The 21,659-nt window shown below is 62.9% G+C and carries 20 protein-coding genes; 13 read left to right on the plus strand and 7 right to left on the minus strand.

The features are described 5' to 3' along the window. Positions 1-18 precede the first annotated feature (18 nt). The gene (locus IMX17_RS17360; RefSeq protein WP_193550023.1) at positions 19-1,947 is read right to left on the minus strand and encodes a methyl-accepting chemotaxis protein; all 1,929 of its coding nucleotides are present in this window, start codon (positions 1,945-1,947) and stop codon (positions 19-21) included. 125 nt (positions 1,948-2,072) lie between these two features. Next, the gene (gene sodA / locus IMX17_RS17365; protein ID WP_004934003.1) at positions 2,073-2,693 is read right to left on the minus strand and encodes a superoxide dismutase [Mn]; all 621 of its coding nucleotides are present in this window, start codon (positions 2,691-2,693) and stop codon (positions 2,073-2,075) included. A gap of 416 nt (positions 2,694-3,109) precedes the next feature. On the opposite strand from sodA, the gene fdnG reads away from it, so the two are divergent. From fdnG to IMX17_RS17415, 10 genes are all read left to right on the plus strand, one after another. Further along, positions 3,110-6,157, plus strand: a complete 3,048-nt coding sequence (fdnG, locus tag IMX17_RS17370) for a formate dehydrogenase-N subunit alpha (protein ID WP_182265622.1) — start codon at positions 3,110-3,112, stop codon at positions 6,155-6,157. A 12-nt stretch (positions 6,158-6,169) separates the two neighbouring features. Then, on the plus strand, positions 6,170-7,072 hold the full coding sequence (fdxH, locus tag IMX17_RS17375; RefSeq protein ID WP_004934014.1) for a formate dehydrogenase subunit beta: 903 nt from the start codon (positions 6,170-6,172) through the stop codon (positions 7,070-7,072). Continuing rightward, positions 7,069-7,704 carry a formate dehydrogenase cytochrome b556 subunit gene (gene fdoI, locus IMX17_RS17380; protein ID WP_004934017.1) on the plus strand — a complete coding sequence of 212 codons (636 nt, stop codon included), beginning with the start codon at positions 7,069-7,071 and terminating at the stop codon, positions 7,702-7,704. The genes fdxH and fdoI overlap by 4 nt, the downstream gene beginning before the upstream one ends. Beyond that, complete coding sequence (gene fdhE / locus IMX17_RS17385) at positions 7,704-8,633, plus strand: formate dehydrogenase accessory protein FdhE (protein ID WP_046898785.1); 930 nt, start codon at positions 7,704-7,706, stop codon at positions 8,631-8,633. Before fdoI ends, fdhE begins: the two co-directional genes overlap by 1 nt. A 114-nt stretch (positions 8,634-8,747) precedes the next feature. After that, positions 8,748-9,398, plus strand: a complete 651-nt coding sequence (locus tag IMX17_RS17390; protein ID WP_016929564.1) for a DcrB-related protein — start codon at positions 8,748-8,750, stop codon at positions 9,396-9,398. 40 nt (positions 9,399-9,438) lie between these two features. Further along, positions 9,439-10,044 (plus strand): glutathione S-transferase, encoded by a 606-nt coding sequence (locus IMX17_RS17395; RefSeq protein ID WP_182265623.1) that lies wholly within the window; start codon positions 9,439-9,441, stop codon positions 10,042-10,044. 69 nt (positions 10,045-10,113) lie between these two features. Continuing rightward, positions 10,114-11,508 carry an L-seryl-tRNA(Sec) selenium transferase gene (gene selA / locus IMX17_RS17400; RefSeq protein ID WP_182265624.1) on the plus strand — a complete coding sequence of 465 codons (1,395 nt, stop codon included), beginning with the start codon at positions 10,114-10,116 and terminating at the stop codon, positions 11,506-11,508. Further along, positions 11,505-13,346 (plus strand): selenocysteine-specific translation elongation factor, encoded by a 1,842-nt coding sequence (gene selB / locus IMX17_RS17405; protein WP_193550024.1) that lies wholly within the window; start codon positions 11,505-11,507, stop codon positions 13,344-13,346. The genes selA and selB overlap by 4 nt, the downstream gene beginning before the upstream one ends. Positions 13,347-13,428: 82 nt before the next feature. Continuing rightward, entirely contained in the window at positions 13,429-13,689 is a 261-nt protein-coding gene (locus IMX17_RS17410; protein ID WP_094141698.1) for a CopG family ribbon-helix-helix protein, read from the plus strand. After that, positions 13,689-13,964, plus strand: a complete 276-nt coding sequence (locus IMX17_RS17415) for a type II toxin-antitoxin system RelE/ParE family toxin (RefSeq protein WP_033631416.1) — start codon at positions 13,689-13,691, stop codon at positions 13,962-13,964. The genes IMX17_RS17410 and IMX17_RS17415 overlap by 1 nt, the downstream gene beginning before the upstream one ends. Positions 13,965-14,143: 179 nt before the next feature. On the opposite strand, the gene IMX17_RS17420 is transcribed toward IMX17_RS17415, so the two are convergent. Further along, on the minus strand, positions 14,144-15,391 hold the full coding sequence (locus tag IMX17_RS17420) for an MFS transporter (protein WP_033633516.1): 1,248 nt from the start codon (positions 15,389-15,391) through the stop codon (positions 14,144-14,146). A 217-nt stretch (positions 15,392-15,608) separates the two neighbouring features. Here IMX17_RS17420 and IMX17_RS17425 point away from each other — a divergent pair, with 217 nt between their 5' ends. Next, complete coding sequence (locus IMX17_RS17425) at positions 15,609-16,601, plus strand: acyltransferase (protein WP_033652295.1); 993 nt, start codon at positions 15,609-15,611, stop codon at positions 16,599-16,601. On the opposite strand, the gene IMX17_RS17430 is transcribed toward IMX17_RS17425, so the two are convergent. The 3 genes from IMX17_RS17430 to IMX17_RS17440 all read right to left on the minus strand — a co-directional run bounded on the left by IMX17_RS17430 (position 16,596) and on the right by IMX17_RS17440 (position 19,562). Further along, positions 16,596-17,519, minus strand: a complete 924-nt coding sequence (locus IMX17_RS17430) for a GlxA family transcriptional regulator (protein WP_193550025.1) — start codon at positions 17,517-17,519, stop codon at positions 16,596-16,598. The genes IMX17_RS17425 and IMX17_RS17430 overlap by 6 nt on opposite strands. Before the next feature lie 2 nt (positions 17,520-17,521). Then, a complete protein-coding gene (locus IMX17_RS17435) occupies positions 17,522-18,073 on the minus strand; it encodes an isochorismatase family protein (protein ID WP_046898791.1) in 552 nt (183 codons plus the stop codon). Between the two features lie 100 nt (positions 18,074-18,173). Next, positions 18,174-19,562 (minus strand): amidohydrolase family protein, encoded by a 1,389-nt coding sequence (locus tag IMX17_RS17440; RefSeq protein ID WP_046898792.1) that lies wholly within the window; start codon positions 19,560-19,562, stop codon positions 18,174-18,176. Positions 19,563-19,768: 206 nt separating this feature from the next. Between IMX17_RS17440 and IMX17_RS17445 the strand changes: the two genes are divergently transcribed. Together IMX17_RS17445 and IMX17_RS17450 are read left to right on the plus strand one after the other, a co-directional pair. After that, complete coding sequence (locus IMX17_RS17445) at positions 19,769-20,389, plus strand: nucleotidyltransferase domain-containing protein (RefSeq protein WP_046898793.1); 621 nt, start codon at positions 19,769-19,771, stop codon at positions 20,387-20,389. After that, entirely contained in the window at positions 20,340-20,780 is a 441-nt protein-coding gene (locus IMX17_RS17450) for a hypothetical protein (protein ID WP_046898794.1), read from the plus strand. Before IMX17_RS17445 ends, IMX17_RS17450 begins: the two co-directional genes overlap by 50 nt. Before the next feature lie 6 nt (positions 20,781-20,786). Here IMX17_RS17450 and IMX17_RS17455 read toward each other — a convergent pair whose 3' ends face one another. Beyond that, positions 20,787-21,641: a LysR family transcriptional regulator gene (locus tag IMX17_RS17455; protein ID WP_193550026.1), complete on the minus strand. Its 855-nt coding sequence runs from the start codon at positions 21,639-21,641 to the stop codon at positions 20,787-20,789. Positions 21,642-21,659: the final 18 nt, after the last annotated feature.

Here is a 21,659-nt window from a genome sequence, read left to right on the forward strand (position 1 = left end):
ATTCCTCGCCTGAGGGCGTCAGAAGGTGGTCCAGTTCTCTTCCGCTGCGGCGTTGGCGGCCGCGGGTTTTACGGCCGGCGCTTTCGGCGCGGCGGCTTTCACGGCGGCGGGTTCGGTCTGCTCCGCCAAACGGAACACCGAAACGCTCTGCAACAGCATGTCGGCCTGCTCTTCCAGCGAATCGGCGGCGGCGGCGGACTCTTCCACCAGCGCGGCGTTCTGCTGAGTGGTATGGTCCATTTCGACGATCGCCTGGCCAATCTGGGCGATGCCGCGCGTCTGTTCATCGGAGGCGGCGGCGATCTCGGCCATGATGTCGCGCACGTGGGTAACCGAGCGGACGATCTGCTCCATGGTATTGCCGGTGCTTTCCACCAGTTCGGTGCCGGTTTTCACCCGGCTGACCGATTCGGCGATCAGCCCTTCGATCTCCTTCGCCGCCTGGGCGCTGCGGCTCGCCAGGCTGCGCACTTCGCTGGCGACCACCGAGAAGCCGCGTCCCTGTTCGCCGGCGCGCGCCGCTTCCACCGCGGCGTTGAGCGCCAGGATGTTGGTCTGGAAGGCAATGCCGTTGATCAGGGTAGTAATTTCGGCGATACGCTGCGAACTGCTGGAAATATCGCGCATGGTGCTGACCACGTTCTCCACCAGCTTGCCGCCCTGTTGCGCGGTCTGCGAGGCGTCGGTGGCCAGCTGATTGGCATGATGGGCGTTGTCGGCGTTCTGTTTCACCGTGGCGGTCAGCTGTTCCATGCTGGCGGCGGTTTCCTCGACCGCCGCCGCCTGCTGCTCGGTGCGGGAAGAGAGATCGGTGTTGCCGGCGGCGATTTCCGCGGAGGCGGTGGAGACCTGGCTGACCCCCATCTGGATCTTTTCAATCATGGTGCGCAGATTTTGGCTCATCGCCGCCACCGCGTTCAGCAGCTGCCCCAGCTCATCGCGGCGGGTGCTGGTTTGCGCCTGGCGCAGATCGCCGCTGGCGATGCGTTCCGCCATCGCCAGCGTGCTGTGCAGCGGACGGGTGATCTGCAGCGTGATACGCCAGGCGATAAGCACTCCGGCGATGATGGCGATCAGGGTGGTGATGCCCATCTGCAGCTGCGCCAGATTGATGTTGTTGCGCGTCTGCACCAGCTCGTCCTGCATAAAGGCGTTCACCAGCGTGCCGATCGCCTGCGCGCGTTCACCGAGCTGCCGGCTGATCTGCTGCTCGTGCTCATAGGCCGGCAGGTAGGCCGCAATGCGGTTTTTGTAATCGTCCAAAGCGGCGAGCAGCGGTTGCAGCTGCGGGCGTTGCGCGTCGCTGACCCGGCGGCTCAGGGCGTTGGCCGCGTCACGCGCGTCGTCGATGGCCGCCATCAGCGGCGCCTCGGTTTCCTTGTTCAGGCTCAGCAGCAGGCCGCGTGCGCCGTAGCGCACCTGGGTCAGCTTCTGGTTCAGCTGGATAAAGGCCAGCTGCAGATCGCCGTTGGTCAGCTGACGTTCCACCTGGCTTAGGCTGGCCTGCACTTCCGACATGTTCCAGCTCTGGCGCACCGCGTCTTTGGCCGCCACCGCCTGCTCAAAGACTTTTTGCTGCTGCTGATATTCCCCGATCAGCGTCACCAGACGCTGCAGATCCTTGCGGCTTTGGGCGTCCCAGTCCAGCGCCTGCCCCTGGTCTATCAGTTTGACGGCGTTGTCGATATTGGCGCGATTGTTCTGAATGTATTCCGGCTGGTAGGTCTGGCCATACATGGCGCGGTTGTATTTGGCCTGATTGATCTCCTCGTTCAACCGGTTGCTGAAGTCGATGCGATCGGCGCGGGATTCGATGATGTGCAGGTATTGCGCTCCGGTGCCGGCGATGACGACCGCCAACAGCAGCAACAGCGCGAAGCCGAGACCGAGCTTTTTACCTACGGTGAGATGAGTGAACTTTCCTGCCAATGCTTGCAATGCCGCCATAGCGTTTTTCCTTCTCCGGGCGAACGTCAATTGAACAAACCATCGGCAAGAAGTGGTCAAACTTTAGCGGGTTTCAGGCAAAAAAATACCCGCCGGTGGCGGGCATCTTCATCAGCGGGGGCGAATTACTTCTTCGCGGCGAAGCGTGCGGCCGCTTCGTCCCAGTTGACCACGTTCCAGAACGCCTTGATGTAGTCAGGGCGTTTGTTCTGATATTTCAGGTAGTAAGCGTGTTCCCACACGTCCAGACCGATGATTGGGAAACCGGAAGCGCCGGCGACGGCTTCGCCCATCAGCGGGCTGTCCTGGTTGGCGGTAGACACCACGGCCAGTTTGCCGTCTTTCAGCACCAGCCAGGCCCAACCGGAACCGAAGCGGGTGGCTGCGGCTTTCTCGAACTCTTCCTGGAATTTCTCAACGCTGCCGAAATCGCGCTCGATGGCCGCTTTCAGATCGCCGCCCAGCGTGGTGCCGGTTTTCAGGTTCTTCCAGAAGAAGCTGTGGTTGGCGTGGCCGCCGGCGTTGTTGCGCATGAAGGTGCGTTTGTCGGCAGGCACTTTATCCAGATCCTGGATCAGCTCTTCAACGCTGTATTTGGCCAGCTCAGGGTAAGCTTCCAGCACGGTGTTGGCGTTGTTGACGTAGGTCTGATGGTGTTTGGTGTGATGGATTTCCATCGTCTGCTTGTCGAAATGCGGTTCCAGTGCGTCGTAAGCGTACGGCAGGGATGGCAGTGAATAACTCATAATCATCATCTCCAGTGGTGTATGGGCGGCGCAAAGGGCGAGCACCGCGTAAGCAGTCGGATCATTATAGTTAATTAAATGATATTGAAAATGATTATCAATGCCCTGTGAACTGTGTGGTTAATGAACAAATCGTTGCGTTAACATGCTGATAGAAGAGGGCGCTGGGGGGCCGCGTCGAACCGCCGCCCCGGCGCGTTGGTTACTCTCTATACTGTAGGGAGCGCCAACGCCGAAATGTATCGAAATGTGCCAATGCGTTCACTGAATGAGCACGAGTGTGTAACAACCACAAGCACGCTGTGGTAATATGGCCGGCGTTCGTAGCAAGCATAACAACAGTGACATTCGCGTTTGCCGCGCTAGCGGGCAGGCGCATTTGAACAATGTGACAATCGAGAGTAAAGGAGACCCCCATGCAGGTCAGCAGAAGGCAGTTCTTTAAGATCTGCGCTGGCGGTATGGCAGGAACGACGGTGGCCGCGCTGGGCTTTGCCCCCGAAGTGGCGTTGGCGGAAACCCGGCAGTACAAACTGCTGCGCGCCCGCGAGACCCGTAATACCTGTACGTATTGTTCCGTCGGCTGTGGGCTGTTGATGTACAGCCTTGGTGATGGCGCCAAAAACGCCAAAGAAAGCATTTTCCATATCGAAGGGGATCCGGATCACCCGGTAAATCGCGGCGCGCTTTGCCCGAAAGGCGCCGGCCTGGTTGACTTTATCCACAGCGAAAGCCGCCTCAAGTACCCGGAATACCGGGCGCCGGGGTCGGACAAATGGCAGCGCATCAGCTGGGACGACGCCTTTACCCGCATCGCCAAGCTGGTGAAAGAAGACCGTGACGCCAACTTCATCAAAACCAACGACCAGGGCGTTACCGTCAACCGCTGGCTGACCACCGGCATGCTGTGCGCTTCGGCCGCCAGCAACGAAACCGGTTTTCTGTCGCAAAAATTTAGTCGCGCTCTCGGCATGCTTGCCGTAGACAACCAGGCGCGTGTCTGACACGGACCAACGGTAGCAAGTCTTGCTCCAACATTTGGTCGCGGTGCGATGACCAACCACTGGGTTGATATCAAGAACGCGAATTTGATTATCGTCATGGGCGGTAATGCGGCGGAAGCGCATCCGGTGGGGTTCCGCTGGGCGATGGAAGCCAAAATACACAACAATGCCAAGCTGATCGTGATCGATCCGCGCTTTACCCGAACCGCATCGGTGGCGGACTTCTACACGCCGATCCGCTCCGGGACCGACATCGCTTTCCTGTCGGGCGTGTTGCTGTATCTGATGACCAACAACAAATTTAACCGCGAATACGTCGAGGCCTACACCAACGCCAGCCTGCTGGTGCGGGAAGACTTTGCCTTCGAAGACGGCTTGTTCAGCGGCTACGACGCGGAAAACCGCAAGTACGACAAAACCACCTGGAACTACCAGTTCGACGAGAACGGCTTCGCCAAGCGCGACGTCACGTTGCAGGATCCGCGCTGCGTGTGGAACCTGTTGAAGCAGCACGTGAGCCGCTACACGCCTGACGTGGTGACCAACATCTGCGGCACGCCGAAGGACGATTTCCTCAAGGTGTGCGAATACATCGCCGAAACCTGCGTCGCGGATAAGACCGCTTCTTTCCTGTACGCCCTGGGCTGGACTCAGCACTCGGTCGGCGCGCAGAACATCCGCACCATGGCGATGATCCAGCTGCTGCTCGGCAACATGGGCATGGCGGGCGGCGGCGTCAACGCGCTGCGCGGCCACTCCAACATCCAGGGGCTGACCGATCTCGGCCTGCTGTCGCAGAGCCTGCCGGGCTACCTGACGCTGCCGTCGGAGAAACAGACCGATCTCGAGACCTACCTGAAGGCCAACACGCCGAAGGCGCTGCTGCCGGGCCAGGTGAACTACTGGGGCAACTACCCGAAATTCTTCGTCAGCCTGATGAAGACCTTCTACGGCGACAAGGCGCAGAAGGACAACAGCTGGGGCTTTGACTGGTTGCCGAAGTGGGACAAAGGCTACGACGTGCTGCAGTACTTCGAGATGATGGCGCAGGGCAAGGTCAACGGCTACTTCTGCCAGGGCTTTAACCCGGTAGCGTCGTTCCCGAACAAAAACAAGGTGGTGGCTTCGCTGTCCAAGCTGAAGTTCCTGGTGACCATCGATCCGTTGAACACCGAGACCTCCAACTTCTGGCAGAACCACGGCGAGTTCAACGAAGTGGATTCCTCGCAGATCCAGACCGAAGTGTTCCGCCTGCCGTCCACCTGCTTCGCCGAAGAGAACGGCTCGATCGTCAACTCCGGCCGCTGGCTGCAGTGGCACTGGAAAGGCGCGGACGCCCCGGGTGAAGCGCTGAACGACGGCGAGATCCTGGCGGGCATCTTCAGCCGCCTGCGCGAGATGTATGCGCGCGACGGCGGCGCGGTGCCGGAACAGGTGCTGAACATGCGCTGGGACTACCTGACGCCGGACAACCCGGCGCCGGAAGAGGTGGCGCAGGAGAACAACGGCAAGGCGCTGGCGGATCTGCTGGATGCCGACGGCAAAGTGGTGGTGAAAAAAGGCGAGCTGCTCAGCTCGTTCGCGCAGCTGCGCGACGACGGCACCACCGCCAGCGGTTGCTGGATCTTCGCCGGCAGCTGGACGCCGGCCGGCAACCAGATGGCGCGGCGCGACAACGCCGATCCGTCCGGTCTCGGCAACACGCTGGGCTGGGCCTGGGCATGGCCGCTCAACCGCCGCATTCTGTACAACCGCGCCTCGGCCGATCCGCAGGGTAAACCGTGGGATCCGAAACGCCAGCTGCTGGAGTGGGACGGCGCCAAGTGGGTCGGGGCCGATATCCCGGACTACAGCACCGCTGCGCCGGGCAGCGACGTCGGGCCGTTCATCATGCAACCGGAAGGCATGGGCCGCCTGTTCGCCACCGACAAGATGGCGGAAGGGCCGTTCCCTGAACACTATGAGCCGTTCGAAACGCCGCTCGGCACCAACCCGCTGCACCCGAACGTGGTGTCCAACCCGGCGGCGCGCGTGTTCAAGGACGATCTGGCGGCGATGGGCAAATCCGACAAGTTCCCGTACGTCGGCACTACCTATCGTCTGACCGAGCACTTCCACTACTGGACCAAGCACGCGCGGCTGAACGCCATCGCGCAGCCGGAGCAGTTTGTGGAGATCGGCGAGAAGCTGGCGGAGAAGAAAGGCATCAAGCAGGGCGATACCGTGAAAGTCAGCTCCAACCGCGGCTACATCAAGGCCAAGGCGGTGGTGACCAAGCGTATTCGCACGCTGCAGGTGCACGGCCAGGAAGTCGACACCATCGGCATCCCGATCCACTGGGGTTACGAAGGGGTGGCGAAGAAAGGCTTTATCGCCAACACGCTGACGCCGTTCGTCGGCGACGCCAATACGCAAACGCCGGAGTTCAAGGCGTTCCTGGTCAACGTGGAAAAGGTGTAACGGAGACGAATTATGGCCATGCAATCTCAAGACATCATTCGTAAATCCGCCACCAATGGCTTCACGCCGGCGCCGCGCGCCCGTGACCACCAGGAAGAAGTGGCCAAACTGATCGATGTCACCACCTGTATCGGCTGCAAGGCCTGTCAGGTGGCCTGTTCCGAATGGAACGACATCCGCGACGAAGTGGGGCACAACGTCGGGGTGTACGATAACCCCGCCGATCTGACCGCCAAGTCGTGGACGGTGATGCGCTTCTCCGAGGTGGAGGAAAACGGCAAGCTGGAATGGCTGATCCGCAAGGATGGCTGTATGCACTGCGCGGATCCGGGCTGCCTGAAGGCCTGCCCGTCGGAAGGCGCGATTATTCAGTACGCCAACGGTATCGTCGACTTCCAGTCCGAGCACTGCATCGGCTGCGGCTACTGCATCGCCGGCTGCCCGTTCGACGTGCCGCGCATGAACAAGGACGACAACCGGGTGTACAAGTGCACCCTGTGCGTCGACCGCGTGGACGTCGGCCAGGAACCGGCCTGCGTGAAAACCTGCCCGACCGGCGCGATTCACTTCGGCACCAAGGAAGCGATGAAGCAGGTGGCGGCGGATCGCGTCAGCGAGCTGAACACCCGCGGCTACCAGAACGCCGGTCTGTACGATCCGGCGGGGGTGGGCGGCACGCACGTGATGTACGTGTTGCACCACGCCGACAAACCGCAGCTGTACCACGGTTTGCCGGACAACCCGAGCATCAGCCCGGCGGTGACCTTCTGGAAGGGCGTGTGGAAACCCCTGGCGGCCATCGGCTTTGCCGCCACCTTCGCGGCCAGCGTGTTCCACTATGTCGGCGTCGGGCCTAACCGCGTCGAGGATGAGGACGAGCACGACGAGTCGCACGACGAGGAGACGCGCAAATGAGAAAGGAAAAGCCCATTCAGCGTTACAGCGCACCGGAGCGCATCAACCACTGGATCGTGGCGTTCTGCTTCGTGTTCGCCGCCATCAGCGGGCTGGGGTTCTTCTTCCCCTCCTTCAACTGGCTGATGAATATCTTCGGGACGCCGCAGCTGGCGCGCATTCTGCACCCGTTTGTCGGGGTCATCATGTTCGCCGCGTTCCTGCTGATGTTCCTGCGCTACTGGAAGCATAACCTGATCAACCGGGAAGATATCGTCTGGGCCAAGAACATCCACAAAATCGCCATGAACGAGGAAGTGGGTGATACCGGGCGCTATAATTTCGGCCAGAAGTGCGTGTTCTGGGCGGCGATTATCAGCCTGGTGCTGCTGCTGGCCAGCGGCGTGGTGATCTGGCGGCCGTATTTTGCGCCGTCGTTCTCCATCCCGCTGATCCGCATCGCGCTGCTGGTGCATTCGCTGGCCGCGGTCGGCCTTATCATCGTGATTATGGTGCACATTTACGCCGCATTGTGGGTAAAAGGCACCATTACCGCGATGGTGGAAGGCTGGGTGCCGGCGGCCTGGGCCAAGAAACATCATCCGCGCTGGTACCGTGAGGTCCGCGAGAAACGACAGGAAGATAAACCCTGATGAGTATCCGCATCGTTCCTAAAGAGCAGTTAGGGGCACAGCGTGAGAAGTCCACAACGGCGGAGAACATCCCGCCGTTACTTTTCGCCAACCTGAAAAGCCTGTACAGCCGCCGCGCCGATCGTCTGCGTCAGCTGGCGGTCGATAACCCGCTGGGCGACTACCTGAACTTCGCCGCCGAGCTGGCGCAGGCGCAGCAGCATGCGTTGCACGATAACCCGCTGCAGCTCGATCTGAGTGAAGCGTTGGCGCAGGGCGCCACCAGCGGCAAACCGCCGCTCGATCTGAGCGTGTTCCCGCGCAGCGAGCACTGGCGCAAGCTGCTGACGTCGCTGATCGCCGAGCTGCGTCCGCAGGCGCCGGAACACATTCTGGCGGTGCTGGACAACCTGGAGAAGGCCTCGGCGCACGAGCTGGAGCTGATGGCCGACGCCTTGCTCAACCGCGAGTTCGGCAAGGTGGGCAGCGAGAAGGCGCCGTTCCTCTGGGCCGCGCTGTCGCTCTATTGGGCGCAGATGGCCAGCCTGATCCCCGGCAAGGCGCGCGCCGAATACGGCGAGCAGCGCCAGTTCTGCCCGGTGTGCGGCAGCATCCCGGTTTCCAGCATGGTGCATATCGGCACCGTCAACGGCCTGCGCTACCTGCACTGCAACCTGTGCGAAAGCGAATGGCACGTGGTGCGGGTGAAGTGCAGCAACTGCGAGCAGACCCGCGATCTCAACTACTGGTCGCTGGACAGCGAACAGGCGGCGGTGAAGGCGGAAAGCTGCGGCGACTGCGGCACTTACCTGAAGATCCTCTATCAGGAAAAAGACCCGCAGGTCGAAGCGGTGGCCGACGATCTGGCTTCGCTGGTGCTGGACGCCCGCATGGAAGAGGAAGGCTTCGGCCGCAGCAGCATCAATCCGTTCCTGTTCCCGGCGGAGTAACCGCCCGGCCCCGTTCGCGCGGGGCCGGACAAGCAATTTCAGAACGGGCTTCTGGCATTCGCCCGGGCGAGTTGCTACGTTTAGGCCATGACGCGCCAAGCGAAAGGAACCACGATGTTAAACACCCTGGCAAAACTGACCGCGGTCGCCGTGCTGGCGATCGGACTGGCGGCCTGCGACAACAAGGACGACACCAAACCGGCGGTGCCGCCACCGGACACCAAGCCGACCGTGACGCAGCCCGCGCCACCGCCGCCGCCTGCGCCGGTAGAAACCCCACCCGCGCCGCCGGGGCTGAACGTGTCGCTGCAGAAGGGCAAGATCACCTTCGAGTTGCCGCCGGGCTTTAGCGATCAAACGTTGAACAGCGGCATCGTCAATGACAGCACCTCCACCATCCAGCGCTTCCTCGACGGCAAGTCGCGCCAGAGCGCGGTTTCGTCCGAAGTGATCCCGCCGGACGGCATGAAGATCAATACCAGCGACAAAATGCTGAAAGAGCTGACGCAGAGCGCCATCACGGTGCTGGCCGAGCGCTATCAGAATATCCAGACCACCAAAGAAGAGAACTTCACCGTCGGCAAACAGAAGTTTCGCCGGGTGGATACCGAGCAGACCGTCAACGGCCAAAAGGTGGTGTCCACCCTGGTGTTGACGGTGTTCAACAAACGGGTGGTAACGCTGCAAATGCTGTCGCCGGCCAAAACGCCGGAAGTGCATCAGGCGCTGGTGCAGCGGATTATCGATACTCTGGCGGTGAAGTAAGGGCATTGCGCCGCGGCCAGGACGAAGCGGAGGAGACCGGATGAAGCTTATCGGCAGTTACACCAGCCCCTTTGTGCGCAAGATTTCCGTGATGCTGCTGGAGAAGGGGATCGCGTTTGAATTCGTCAACGATCCGCCGTATGAGCCCGGCAGCCGGGTGAAGGAGCAGAACCCGCTCGGCAAAGTGCCGGTGCTGATCGCCGATGACGGCGAGGTGTTTTACGACTCGCCGATCGTGGCCGAATACCTCGAACTGCTGACGGTGGAGCCGGCGTTTTTGCCGGCCGATCGCGCCGCTGCGCTGCGCGTCCGCCAGGTGGCGGCGCTGGCGGACGGCGTGACTGAGGCGGCGGCGACACTGTTCCGCGAAAGCCGGCGCGCGCCGGAAAAGCAGGACGAAAACTGGATGCTGCGCCAGCGTGACAAGCTGACGCACGGCCTGGATGCGCTGGAGGCGCTGGCGCGGGAAAAAGCGTGGCTCAATGCCGAGCGGCTGACGCTGGCGGATATCGCCGTCGGCTGCGCGCTGGGCTATCTCAATTTCCGCCGCATCCTGCCCAACTGGTGCGTCCAACGTCCGGCGCTGGTCAAGCTGGCCGAACGCCTGTTCGCCCGCGAAAGCTTCGCCCGCACGGCGCCGCCCTGAACATTCTTTTCTCCCCGCCGCGGCGGGGTTTTGCTATGCCGATACGTCTAAACTGAAAACCGAGCGACCATGAGCACTGAATCCCACCTTCTTTACAGCCAACTGCCCGCCATCGACCGCCTGCTGCGTGAACCCGCGATTGAACCGCTGGTGGCGCAGCATGGCCAGACGCTGATCGGCGAACTGCTGCGCCGGCTGCAGGCCGAGGCGCGCGCCGCTATCAGGCAACAGCAACGTTTACCGGCCTGGTGCGGCGACTGGCCGCAGGCGCTGAGGACCGAGCTGGCCCGGCAGCAACGTCCGGCTTTGTTGCCGGTGTTCAACCTCAGCGGCACCGTGCTGCACACCAACCTCGGGCGCGCCCTGCTGGCGCAGCCGGTGCAGGATGCGGTGAGCGCGGTGATGGGAGAGGCGGTGACGCTGGAGTACGATCTGGACGGCGCCGGGCGCGGCCATCGCGATCGGACGGTGGCGAGTCTGCTGTGCCGGCTGACCGGCGCAGAGGACGCCTGCATCGTCAATAACAACGCGGCGGCGGTGCTGCTGATGCTGGCGGCGATCGCCCCCGGCAAAGAGGTGGTGGTGTCGCGCGGCGAGCTGGTGGAAATCGGCGGCGCGTTCCGCATTCCCGACGTGATGCGCCAGGCCGGCTGTCAATTGGTTGAGGTCGGCACCACCAACCGCACCCATCTGAAGGATTACCGCCAGGCCATCAACGAGCAGACTGGCCTGTTGATGAAAGTGCACACCAGCAACTACAGCATTCAGGGCTTTACCGCGGCGGTCGATGAGGCTGAACTGGCGCAGCTCGGGGCCGAACAGGGCGTGCCGACCGCCACCGATCTGGGCAGCGGCTCGCTGATCGATATGGCGCAGTACGGCCTGCCCGCCGAACCGATGCCGCAGCGGTTGCTGGCCGCCGGTGTCGATCTGGTGACGTTCTCCGGCGATAAGCTGCTGGGCGGCCCGCAAGCCGGCATCATCGTCGGCAAAAAGGCGCTGATCGCGCGCCTGCAGCAGCACCCGCTCAAGCGCGCGCTGCGCGTCGGCAAGCTGACGCTGGCGGCCCTGGAGGCCACGCTGCGGCTTTATTTGCAGCCGGAAAAACTGGCTGAGCAGCTGCCGACGCTGCGGCTGCTGACCCGCCCGCAGCAGGAGATGCAACAGGCGGCCGAGCGGCTGCTGACGGCGCTGACGCCACGGTTCACCGCCGATTTCGAGCTGCGCGCCGAACCGTGCTGGTCGCAGATTGGCAGCGGTTCGCTACCGGTGGATCGCCTGCCCAGCTATGCGCTGACCTTCACGCCGCGTGACGGCCGTGGCGCCACGCTGGAAGCGCTGGCTGAACGCTGGCGCCGCCTGCCGCAGCCGGTGATCGGTCGCCTCGGCGACGGCCGGCTGTGGCTGGATCTGCGCTGTCTGGAACAGGAAGGGGCGCTGATCGACGCGTTGAGCGCATCATGATCATCGCCACCGCCGGCCATGTCGATCATGGCAAAACCACCCTGCTGCAGGCGATCTCCGGGATCAACGCGGATCGCCTGCCGGAAGAAAAGCGCCGCGGCATGACCATCGATCTGGGCTACGCCTACTGGCCGCAGCCGGACGGCCGGGTGCTGGGCTTTATCGACGTGCCCGGCCACGAAAAATTCCTCGCCAATATGCTGGCGGGCGTCGGCGGCATTGACCATGCGCTGCTGGTGGTGGCCTGCGACGACGGCGTGATGGCGCAGACCCGCGAGCATCTGGCGATCCTGCGCCTGAGCGGGCGCCCGGCGCTGACGGTGGCGCTGACCAAGGCCGACCGGGTGGAGGCGGCGCGTGTCGATGAGGTGCGCAGTCAGGTGCGCGACGAACTGGCGCGCCAGGGCTGGCCCGATGCGCCGCTGTTTGTCACCGCGGCGGCAGCGGGCGAGGGTATCGAGGCGCTGCGCGCGCATTTGCTGGCGCTGTCGCCCGGCGAGCATGCGCTGACGCGCCGTTTTCGTCTGGCGGTAGACCGTGCGTTCAGCGTCAAAGGGGCGGGGCTGGTGGTGACCGGCACCGCGCTCGGCGGCCGGGTGAAGGTGGGGGATACGCTGTGGCTGACCGGCGCCGACGCGCCGGTGCGGGTGCGCGGCCTGCATGCCCAGAATCAGACCGTGGAACAGGCGCAGGCCGGGCAACGCATCGCGCTTAACATCAGCGGCGATGTCGATAAAGATCGGATCGCGCGCGGCGATTGGCTGCTGGCGCAGCGCCCGCCGGAGGCGGCGGAACGCATTCTGGTGGCGCTGGAGACGGATTGGCCGATCCGCCATTGGCAGCCGCTGCATCTGCACCATGCCGCCAGCCACATCACCGGGCGCATTTCGCTGCTGAACGACGGGCTGGCGGAACTGATCCTCGATCGTCCGCTGTGGTTGGCACAGAACGATCGACTGGTGCTGCGCGATATCGGCGCGCGGCAAACGCTGGGCGCGGCCCGGGTGCTCAGGCTGAATGCGCCCAAGCGCGGCAAGCGCCAGCCGGACTATCTGGCCTGGCTGCAGGCCCTGGCGCAGGCGCAAGACGATGCGCAGGTGCTGGCGCTTGAGTTGCCGCACGGCGCGCTGTCGCTGGCGGCGTTTGCCTGGGCGCGTCAGTTGACCGACGACGGCCTGGCGGCACTGCTGGCGAACCGCGATCTGCTGATCGTCGGTGACCGGGCGCTGGCGCAGGATCAGGTGCAACAGGCGGAAAGCCACCTGCTGCAGGTGCTGGCGGAGTACCACCAACAGCACGCCGATCAGCTGGGATTAGGGCGCGCCCGCCTGCGGCGCATGGCTCTGCCTCAGCAGCCGGAGGCGTTGGTGTTTATGATGATCGATCGGCTGCTGAAGGCCGGCGCGTTGCGCAATACGCGCGGCTGGCTGCATCTGCCGGAACACGGCCTGGCGTTCAGCGCCGAAGAGGCGCCGCTGTGGGCGCGCATCGAACCGCTGTTCGGCGACGAACCCTGGTGGGTGCGCGATCTGGCGAGCGAGCTGGGCGAAGAGGAAAGCCGGGTGCGCGCGCTGCTGCGCAAGGCGGCTCAACTGGGCCATGTGACGGCGGTGGTGGTGGATCGCTACTACCTCAGCCGACGCATCGATCAGTTCGCGGCGCTGATCCGCGAGCTGGATGCGGAGCGCGGGGGCGCCAACGCCGCCGATTTCCGCGATCGGCTCGGCGTCGGGCGCAAGCTGGCGATCCAGGTGCTGGAGTTCTTCGATCGCAGCGGCTTTACCCGCCGTAAGGGCAACGAGCATCTGCTGCGCGACGGCGGGCTGTTCGGCAACTGATTGCGTGTTTTTTGTTCTCTGATGGCGGTATAATCAGCTTTAATCACTTTGATTGATGTTGATTGTACTGAGGAGCAAGACGATGAATACGAAAGTCATCACCGCTCATGTGCCGCTGCCTTTGGCTGAAAAGGTGGATGAAATGGCCGCCAAACTTGACCGCTCACGGGGATGGATAGTGAAGCAAGCCCTCGCCGCCTGGCTTGAGCAAGAGGAAGAGCGCCGTCGATTAACGCTGGCGGCGCTGGCCGATGTCGAAGAGCAAAACGTTATCGATCATGAGTCGGTAGAAGCCTGGGCGGCCAGCCTGGACAGTGACGAGCCGCTCCCGGTACCGCGCTGATGGAATTAAAATGGACGAGTAAGGCGCTATCGGATTTGGCGCGTTTGTTTGAGTTTCTTGCCTTGGCTAACCGCACTGCGGCAGCGAATTCGGTGAAGGCCTTGGTCGCTGCTCCTAAAGCGTTGCTCGATAATCCCCGCCTGGGTGAAAGACTGGACGAGTTTTTACCGCAGGAAGTGAGGCGTATTCTGGTCGGCCGCTATGAGATACGTTACCAGGTGCAGCCGGCAGCGATTTATGTTCTGCGTATTTGGCATACCCGCGAAGAGCGATAGGCGGAATTCCCCTACCCGATAAATCTGACGGCGGCCCGGCGGGCGATCTCCGTCCTGTCGGCGTTGCTGTTGTTGGCGGTAGCGGTGGTGGGCGCGGGGTATGCGCTGGGGGGGCTGCTCGGCTGAAGCCGCATAAAAAACGCCGGTCGGGAAACCGGACCGGCGTTTTATCGTCGCGCTTATGCCGCGCCGTTCGGCTGCGGCGTGGGGTCGCCGTTGCGGCGTTTGGCGAGGAACAGCGCCACCAACGTCAGCCAGCACAGGCCGCTGATGAGGTTGAACAGGTTGAACAGCCCGCTGCCGCCCCAGACGTAGGCGACCTTGGCCAGCTCGATGCCGACGGTGAACACCATCATGCTCAGCATGCCCATGGTGGCGGACACGGTGCCTTTGCTGACGTTGCTGGAGAACAGCGTCAGGCGGTACAGCCCGGCGTTGGCGAGGCCGATGCCGAAGGCGTACAGGCTCAGGCCGGCGGTCATCCACAGGTAGGCGTGGCTGGAGAACTGGGTCGCCAGCGCGGCGATCAGCAGCCCCAACAGCATCGGGCCCGCGCCCAGCTTGATCAGGCGTTCCACGCTGTTTTTGCCAGTCAGGCGCGCCAGCGTCAGGTTGCCGAGGATCAGCGCGCCGAACACCGGAATTTGCAGCAGGCCGTAATCCAGCGTCGACAACGACTCCCCGCTGATCAGGATCACCGGCGACTGGGCGATCCAGGCCAGCAGCGGCAGGCTGGCGAAACCGATCGCCAGGGCGCCGCACAGGAAGCGGCGGTTGCCCAGCACCTGGCGGTAGTCGCGCCACAGGTTGGCGGCGGAAAACGCCTCGCCCTGCAGCGTGGCGGTTTCCGGCATGGCTTTCCACAGGCCGTAGAAGGCGATGGCCGCCAGCGCCGCAAACAGCACGAACATGCTTTGCCACGGTGCGACGTGGATCAGCGCCGCACCGGCCAGCGGCCCGAGCAGCGGGGCGATCAGCGCCACGTTAGCCATCAGGGCGGTGATTTTGATGCACACCGCCTCTTCGAACGACTCCTGGATCGTGGCGTAGCCGACCGCGCCGATAAAGCACAGGCCGATGCCCTGCAGGAAACGCATGGCGATGAACTGCTCGATGGTGGTGACCAGCAGGATCGCCAGGCAGGAGACGATAAAGAACGCCACCCCGGCCAGCATCACCGGGCGGCGGCCGCGGCGATCCGACAGCGGCCCGAGCAGCCACTGCAGGAAGATGCCGCCGGCCAGATAGGCGGTCATCGAGGTGGGCACCCACTCTTCGCCGGCGTTGAAATCCGCCACGACGGCCAGCATGCCGGGCTGAATCATATCGTTGCCGATATAGGTGGCGAACTCGAACAGCACCAGACAAAGAGGGAATAAAAGCGCCTGTCGGCCCAAACGTGCCGCAGGTGGTAATGTCGTTTTCATATTATTGTACTGATAGTAAAAGAGAAAAAGGAACTGCCAGGGCGGGAAGCGCAAACTGAGCGAGTTATGGCGGCTATTTTGCCGCCAATTGTTCACCTTCGCAATCATAAGGTGTTGTTTAAGTGCATTCTGATATTTCGCTTTTGGGTTGTCGCCGAACGCCGTGCCCGATAACCTCTTCTTAACATATCAATATGACACAAGATCGGGCGAGCGTTTGAGCGAGAAAATCGGCTGGATAGACAACCTGCGGGCGATGGCGTGCATGATGGTGGTGATGATCCACGCCACCACCTATTACGTCACCAACGGCGCGGCGATAGGGTTGCACAACTGGGACATCGCCAACGTGCTGAACTCACTGTCGCGCGTGTCGGTGCCGCTGTTCTTCATGATTTCCGGCTACCTGTTCTTCGGCGAAAAGAGCGCCGGCCGGCGGCATTTCACCCGCATCCTCTGCTGCATTCTGTTCTACAGCGCCATTGCGCTGATCTATATCGCGGCTTTCACTAAGATCGGTTTCTGGCCGTCGCTGCGCGGCATCCTGCAAAAGCCGGTGTTCTATCATCTGTGGTTTTTCTACGCCATCGCGGTGATTTACCTGCTGTCGCCGCTGATTAGCGTCAAACCGGTATCGCGCCGCTACCTGGCCGCCGCGCTGGTGGTGTTGGCGGCGATCGCCAACCCGAATACCGATAAGCTGACCTTCGGCAACGCGCATCTGCTGCCGGTTAACCTGTATATCTACGGCGATACCTTCTACTACCTGCTGTATGCGTTGGCCGGACGGGCGATTGGCATGATGGAGGCGCGCGGGCGCGCCGTGGGCTGGCTGGCGGCGTTGGGATTTGCGCTGTGCGTGGCGCTGATCGCGCGCGGCACCAAGCATCAGCTGTTCATCAACGGCAACTTCGCCGATACCTACTACATCTACAGCGGTCCGCTGGTGTTTATGGCGGCGGTAGCGCTGCTGGTGTGGGTGAAACACTGTCTGCCGCAGCCGATCGGCTGGCTGAGCGTATTTTCCCGTCATTCGCTGGCGATTTACGGTTTTCACGCCCTTATCGTCAATGTGATGCGCAATCGGCACCTGGATTTCACCGGCCACCCGCTGCTGGACATCTTCTGGGTGTTCGGCGTGGCGCTGGGGGGCAGCCTGCTGCTGTCTGTCGGCCTGCAGCGGCTGGATACCCGCCGGCTGGTGTCATAGCGACGAGCGCTGGCGCTGCTGGGCGCGGCGCAGCTGCCGCCCGGAAGAAAACCCAGCCGCCAGCGCGGCCTTCTCCAAGCCATACCCTTGCTGCAGGCGCTGTTGCGCCACCGCCAGCCGCAGCTGCTCATGATATTCCCGCACGCTGATGCCGACGTGGTTGCGAAACAGCCGCGCCAGGTGGCGGCTGCTGACGTGCGCCTTCTCCGCTATCTGCGGCACTGACCAGTCGGCCTCCGGCTCGGCGGCCATCACGTCCTGCGCGCGGTGCACCGCCGGGTGCAGGTGGTTGCGGTAGCGCAGCCAGGGCGACAGCTGCGGATCGTCACCGGCGCGGCGGAAATAAACCACCATGTCGCGTGCGACGTCGCGCGCCCGGCCGGAGCCACAGTGGTGGTGGACCAGGTGCAGCGCCAAATCGATGCCGGTGGTTATGCCCGCGCTGGTGTAGACGCCACGGTCTTCGACGAAGATGCGGTTTTCTTTCACCTGCGCCGCCGGCGCCTGCAGGCGGATACGTTCGATGACGTCGTGGTGGGTGGTGCACTGATAGCCGTCGAGCAGCCCGGCCTGCGCCGCCAGCAGCGCGCCGGAACAGATGCACACCAGGGTGATGCGCTGCCGTTGCAGATCGGGCCGCAGCGTCGCCAGCCAGCGGCGCGCCTGCTCGGCCTCCTCTCCGGCGAAATAGCGCTGCGAATCGCCGACGCCCGGCAGCACCAGGATGGCGCCGTCTTCCAGGCGCTCGGGCAACGGCTGCAGGCCGCTCAGCGTCATGCCGATGGAGCAGACGATCTGCGGCGCCGGGCTGAGGTAACGCAGGCTGAACTGCCCGGCGAGGCGCAGGGTTTCCGCCGGGCCGCTGACGTCCAGCGACAGCACGTTGGGCAACAGCAGAAAATAGACGGCCTGCGACATGGTTACTCCTGTGCGAGTTGCGCCAGCGCCTCATCCACGCTGGCGATGCGGGCGAAACGATCGACCAGTACGGTTTCAGTATGCCGCTTCAACTGCGCGGGGGTAAAGACTTCGCCGTCGGGATGGCGCATCGGGAAGGTCAGCGTCGCCTCGGTGACGAAAGTCACCCGATAACCGAGATCGGACGCCACCCGGGTGGTGGTTTCGCAGCACTGTTCGGTGCGGATGCCGGAGACGATCAGGTGGTTGATGTCCCGCTCGCGCAGCCAGGCGTCGAGGCCGGATTCGGTCAGCGCATTGTGCACATGCTTGTGTACGGTGATATCCGCCTGATGGGTGAGGAACGGCAGGCGCTGCACATGGCCCGAAGCCAGTGAGAACGGACCTTGCGGCGAAACGTGCAGCACGTCGACCAGGGCCGCGCCGCGCTGTCGGCAGCCCGCAATCAGGCGGGTCAGCGCCTGTTGAAACGCCGGCAGATCGTCCTCCTGCCAGAATGGACGGTGCTGGAATGATTGCTGGACATCGATGATCAATAACGCGCTCTGTGACATTTTCGGCCCTCCGCCAGTGTGTGTGGCGACCATCTTGCGCCGCGCCTTACTCTGGCAGAAGGCCAAAAACGGCCATCATGATGACAACAACGGACCGACCTTAGGCTTTGCTCACCTGACCGGCCACCAGGCGCCCCTGATGGAAGGTGGCGCTGCGCGCCGGCAGACGGGCGACCGCCTCGGCGGAACAGCTGGCGTTGACCAGCACGAACTCCGCGGCATCGCCGGCTTTCGGCCAGGCGCGCTGGCCCTTATCGTCCAGCGGCAGCACGCCGCCGGTGGAGATGGCCATGGCGCGCGACAGGTGATACTCGTCGGAACCGCGGTACAGCTGGGCGTAAAGGTTCGCCTTCTCCAGAATGTCGCCGGTGCCGAACGGCGACCAGTGGTCGATTACGCTGTCGGTGCCGGTCATCACGAACACCCCTTTCTCGCTGAGCTGCGGCAGCGGCATCATCAGGCCGCCGATCGGCACCGTGGAGGCGATGGTGATCTGCTGCGCCGCCAGCCGGGTGGCGGTTTCCGCCAGTTCACCCGGCGTCAGCGTGGTCAGGGCGAAAGCGTGGCTGATGGTGACCTTGCCGCGCAGCGCCGGGTTTTTCTCCACGGTGGCGATCATGTAGTTGATGGCGGCGACCCCGGCCGGGCTGGTTTCATGCAGGTGGATATCCACACCTTTGCCGGTATCGAGGGCGATCTGGAACATGGCGTCGAGCGATTTCTCCATCGCGCCGTCGACGTTGGTCGGATCCAGCCCGCCGACGTACTGCACGCCCATCTGCATCGCTTCACGCATCAGCGCATCGACCCTGGAGTGCAGCAGGCCGTGCTGCGGGAAAGCGACGATTTCACAGCTGAAGTCCGCCCGGTGGTTTTCCAGCGCGCGCTGCAGGTGTTCCAGGCTTTTCAGGCCGCTGACCGGATCGATATTGCAGTGGCTGCGCGCCACGGTGCTGCCTTTGGACTGCAGCAGGGCGATCAGGTTTTCCGCCCGTTGCTGCGAGGTGGGCAGCAGTGTCGGGATCAGCGTCTGCTCCAGCGCGATCATGTCCATGATGGTCTTGCCCTGACGCGGGCGCGGCGCCTGCCACGGCCCGCTGTAGAAGGTTTTGTCAAGGTGGATGTGCATATCGCGAAACGCCGGCAGCAGCAGTTGGCCCTGCGCCTTATAGCGGGGCGCGCCGGCGGGCAGCGCGGCGTTGGCGGCGTGAATGGCGGCGATCTTGCCGTCTTTGATCTCCAGTGTGTACAGCGCGGTGCGGGTGCCGATCACCGTGTCGCCGTCGTATTCAAAGCCGTCTTCCAGCCGCACCTCGCTCAGGCAGTAGTGACGATCGGTCAGGGTCATCGGCGTTGGCGCACACGGCTCGCCGCCAAGAGACGCGGCCTGTGCCACACCGCCGGTCAGGCCGATCACCGCGCAGGCGGTGGTGAGTTTGCCGGTTTGGCTGAGGAAGGCTCTGCGGCCCGGTTGTTGAGGGTTTTCCACGTTCGGTTCCTTAATCCAGAGGTGAGGGGTGAAAACATCCTCCAATTTAGGAGAGGAACCGGCCGGTTGGCAGCGACATTTGCCACTGGTGACTATTCGATTTGGTAATGATCGGCGTGCGGCCGGGGCAAGGATTTTCCTGGCTTGCTCTTTCGTAGCTTTAATAGCTACATTTGTAGTCATTAAAGCTACATGAGGTTAGCGTGATGCACGATCCGATGCTCGAATTGCTGTTCAGCGAATACCGTAGAAAAGTGCTAAGCCTGCTGTTTATTGAAGCCGGGCGTGCGTTTCATGTGCGAGAAATTGCGCGGCGCACCGCAACTCAGGCTGGCACTTTACATAAAGAGTTGAGCAGGTTGGCGGAGAGCGGCATCTTGCTCAGGCAGCGGCAGGGTAACCAAATTTGCTATCAGGCCAACGCCGATTGCCTGATTTTCCCTGAGCTGGCGGCGATTTTCCGCAAGGTTTGCGGGCCGGCGGAGTGCTTAAGGCAGACATTGGCAGCGTTTGGCGAAGCTATTGAACGCGCTTTTATTTTTGGTTCTGTCGCCAGTGGCAAAGCGACGGCGGCCAGTGATATCGATGTTCTGATTGTCGGCAAACTGTCTTTTGCGGAGGTGATTCAGGCGGTTTACCCGCTGCAGGAAACGCTGGGTCGGGAAATTAACCCCAAACTGTACTCGCCAGAAGAGTGGCGAGCGGCTTTGGCCGAGAACTCCGCGTTTATACAGGACATTATGCAGAAACCCCAACTTTGGATTGCGGGAGACAAGGATGACGCTGGACAATCTGGTCGGGCTGGGACTGGAGGTGATAACGCCTGACGCGGGGGCGATTAAAAAATTGCTGGCCGCCGCCGCTCGCAATCGACGCGATGCGGGTATCACTCAGCTCAGCAATGAGAGCCGTTTCGACACGGCATATAAAGCGGTCATGCAAATGGCGAATGCCGCTTTGCAAGCCAAAGGATACCGCACGCTGACCAGCAAACCCGGCCATCACCAGATCATGATCCAATCGTTGCCGCTCACCGTAGGGCTGCCGCGAGAGGAAATGATCTGCCTGGATGCATTGCGAAAGCAGCGCAACGTGGCGGATTATTCCGGCGACTTGGTGACGGACGCGGCGGTACAGGCTTGCCTTGAGCAGACAGAAGCGCTGTGGGTACGGATTATCGACTGGCTGCAGCGCGAATATCCGCAGATAGTGGCGTAAGCTGCCTTACTTAAGCCCGCAAAACGCCGCCAGCCGCTGGGCCAGCGCCAGCGTGGCGGCGGGGGCGCCGTCGCGGTAGTAGAGCGCCAGTTCGAAGCTGTCTATCGGCGGCAATCCTTCGGCCGCGCCCAGCACCCGGTGCGTTGGCAAACGGCAGCCGGCCGGCAGCAGGGTGACGCCCAGCCCGGCGGCGGAGGCGGCGGTCAGCGCCGCCAGGCTGGCGCTGCTGTAGCCGATGCGCCAGCGTTTGCCGAGGTTGTCGAGCGCCTGGCACAGCTCGTCGCGGTACAGGCCGTTCAGTGGAAATACCGCCAGCGGCACCGGCGATTGCTCGATGGCCGGGAAGGCCAGGCTGTCCAGCCACAGCAGCGGTTCCGGCCGCGCGGCGCGCGGCGGTTGCCGGCGGCGCTGCTTCACCATGATCAGATCCAGCTCTTCACGCGCGTAGGCGCTGTGCAGATCGGCGCTCAGGCCGCTGGCGACGTCCAGCCGCAGGTGCGGGTGCTCACGGTTGAATTCGGCCAGCAGCCCGGTGGTGGGCACGGCGAAATCTTCCGGCATGCCGATCCGCAGCACGCCGTCGCGCCAGATGCCGGTCAGCGCATCGTGGGCTTCTTCATTCAGCGCGATAATGCGGCGCGCGTAGCTCAACAGCTTGACGCCTTCTTCGGTCAGCAGCACCTGATGCGAGGAACGCTCAAACAGCGACTTGCCCAGCATCTCTTCCAGCCGGCGCACCTGCTGGCTGACGGTGGACTGCGACAAAAACACCCGCTCTGCGGCACGGGTGAAGCTGTTGCTGTCGCACACGGCGACGAAGCTGAGCAGCAGCTGCGGATTGAACATCGGGTAACGATTCATTTTCCCACTGTTGGCTAT

This window comes from Serratia sp. X3, assembly GCF_014982455.1.
In the GTDB taxonomy this organism is placed as follows: Bacteria; Pseudomonadota; Gammaproteobacteria; order Enterobacterales; family Enterobacteriaceae; genus Serratia; species Serratia ureilytica.

Bases quoted from the DNA above. Each gene is read 5' to 3' on its own strand.
- selB (WP_193550024.1), top strand. From the start codon at position 11,505: ATGATCATCGCCACCGCCGGCCATGTCGATCATGGCAAAACCACCCTG.
- fdxH (WP_004934014.1), top strand. From the start codon at position 6,170: ATGGCCATGCAATCTCAAGACATCATTCGTAAATCCGCCACCAATGGC.
- fdoI (WP_004934017.1), top strand. From the start codon at position 7,069: ATGAGAAAGGAAAAGCCCATTCAGCGTTACAGCGCACCGGAGCGCATC.
- IMX17_RS17395 (WP_182265623.1), top strand. From the start codon at position 9,439: ATGAAGCTTATCGGCAGTTACACCAGCCCCTTTGTGCGCAAGATTTCC.
- IMX17_RS17410 (WP_094141698.1), top strand. From the start codon at position 13,429: ATGAATACGAAAGTCATCACCGCTCATGTGCCGCTGCCTTTGGCTGAA.
- IMX17_RS17415 (WP_033631416.1), top strand. From the start codon at position 13,689: ATGGAATTAAAATGGACGAGTAAGGCGCTATCGGATTTGGCGCGTTTG.
- sodA (WP_004934003.1), bottom strand. From the start codon at position 2,693: ATGAGTTATTCACTGCCATCCCTGCCGTACGCTTACGACGCACTGGAA.
- IMX17_RS17455 (WP_193550026.1), bottom strand. From the start codon at position 21,641: ATGAATCGTTACCCGATGTTCAATCCGCAGCTGCTGCTCAGCTTCGTC.
- IMX17_RS17420 (WP_033633516.1), bottom strand. From the start codon at position 15,391: ATGAAAACGACATTACCACCTGCGGCACGTTTGGGCCGACAGGCGCTT.
- IMX17_RS17435 (WP_046898791.1), bottom strand. From the start codon at position 18,073: ATGTCACAGAGCGCGTTATTGATCATCGATGTCCAGCAATCATTCCAG.
- IMX17_RS17445 (WP_046898793.1), top strand. From the start codon at position 19,769: ATGCACGATCCGATGCTCGAATTGCTGTTCAGCGAATACCGTAGAAAA.
- selA (WP_182265624.1), top strand. From the start codon at position 10,114: ATGAGCACTGAATCCCACCTTCTTTACAGCCAACTGCCCGCCATCGAC.
- IMX17_RS17430 (WP_193550025.1), bottom strand. From the start codon at position 17,519: ATGTCGCAGGCCGTCTATTTTCTGCTGTTGCCCAACGTGCTGTCGCTG.
- IMX17_RS17390 (WP_016929564.1), top strand. From the start codon at position 8,748: ATGTTAAACACCCTGGCAAAACTGACCGCGGTCGCCGTGCTGGCGATC.
- IMX17_RS17450 (WP_046898794.1), top strand. From the start codon at position 20,340: ATGACGCTGGACAATCTGGTCGGGCTGGGACTGGAGGTGATAACGCCT.
- IMX17_RS17360 (WP_193550023.1), bottom strand. From the start codon at position 1,947: ATGGCGGCATTGCAAGCATTGGCAGGAAAGTTCACTCATCTCACCGTA.
- fdhE (WP_046898785.1), top strand. From the start codon at position 7,704: ATGAGTATCCGCATCGTTCCTAAAGAGCAGTTAGGGGCACAGCGTGAG.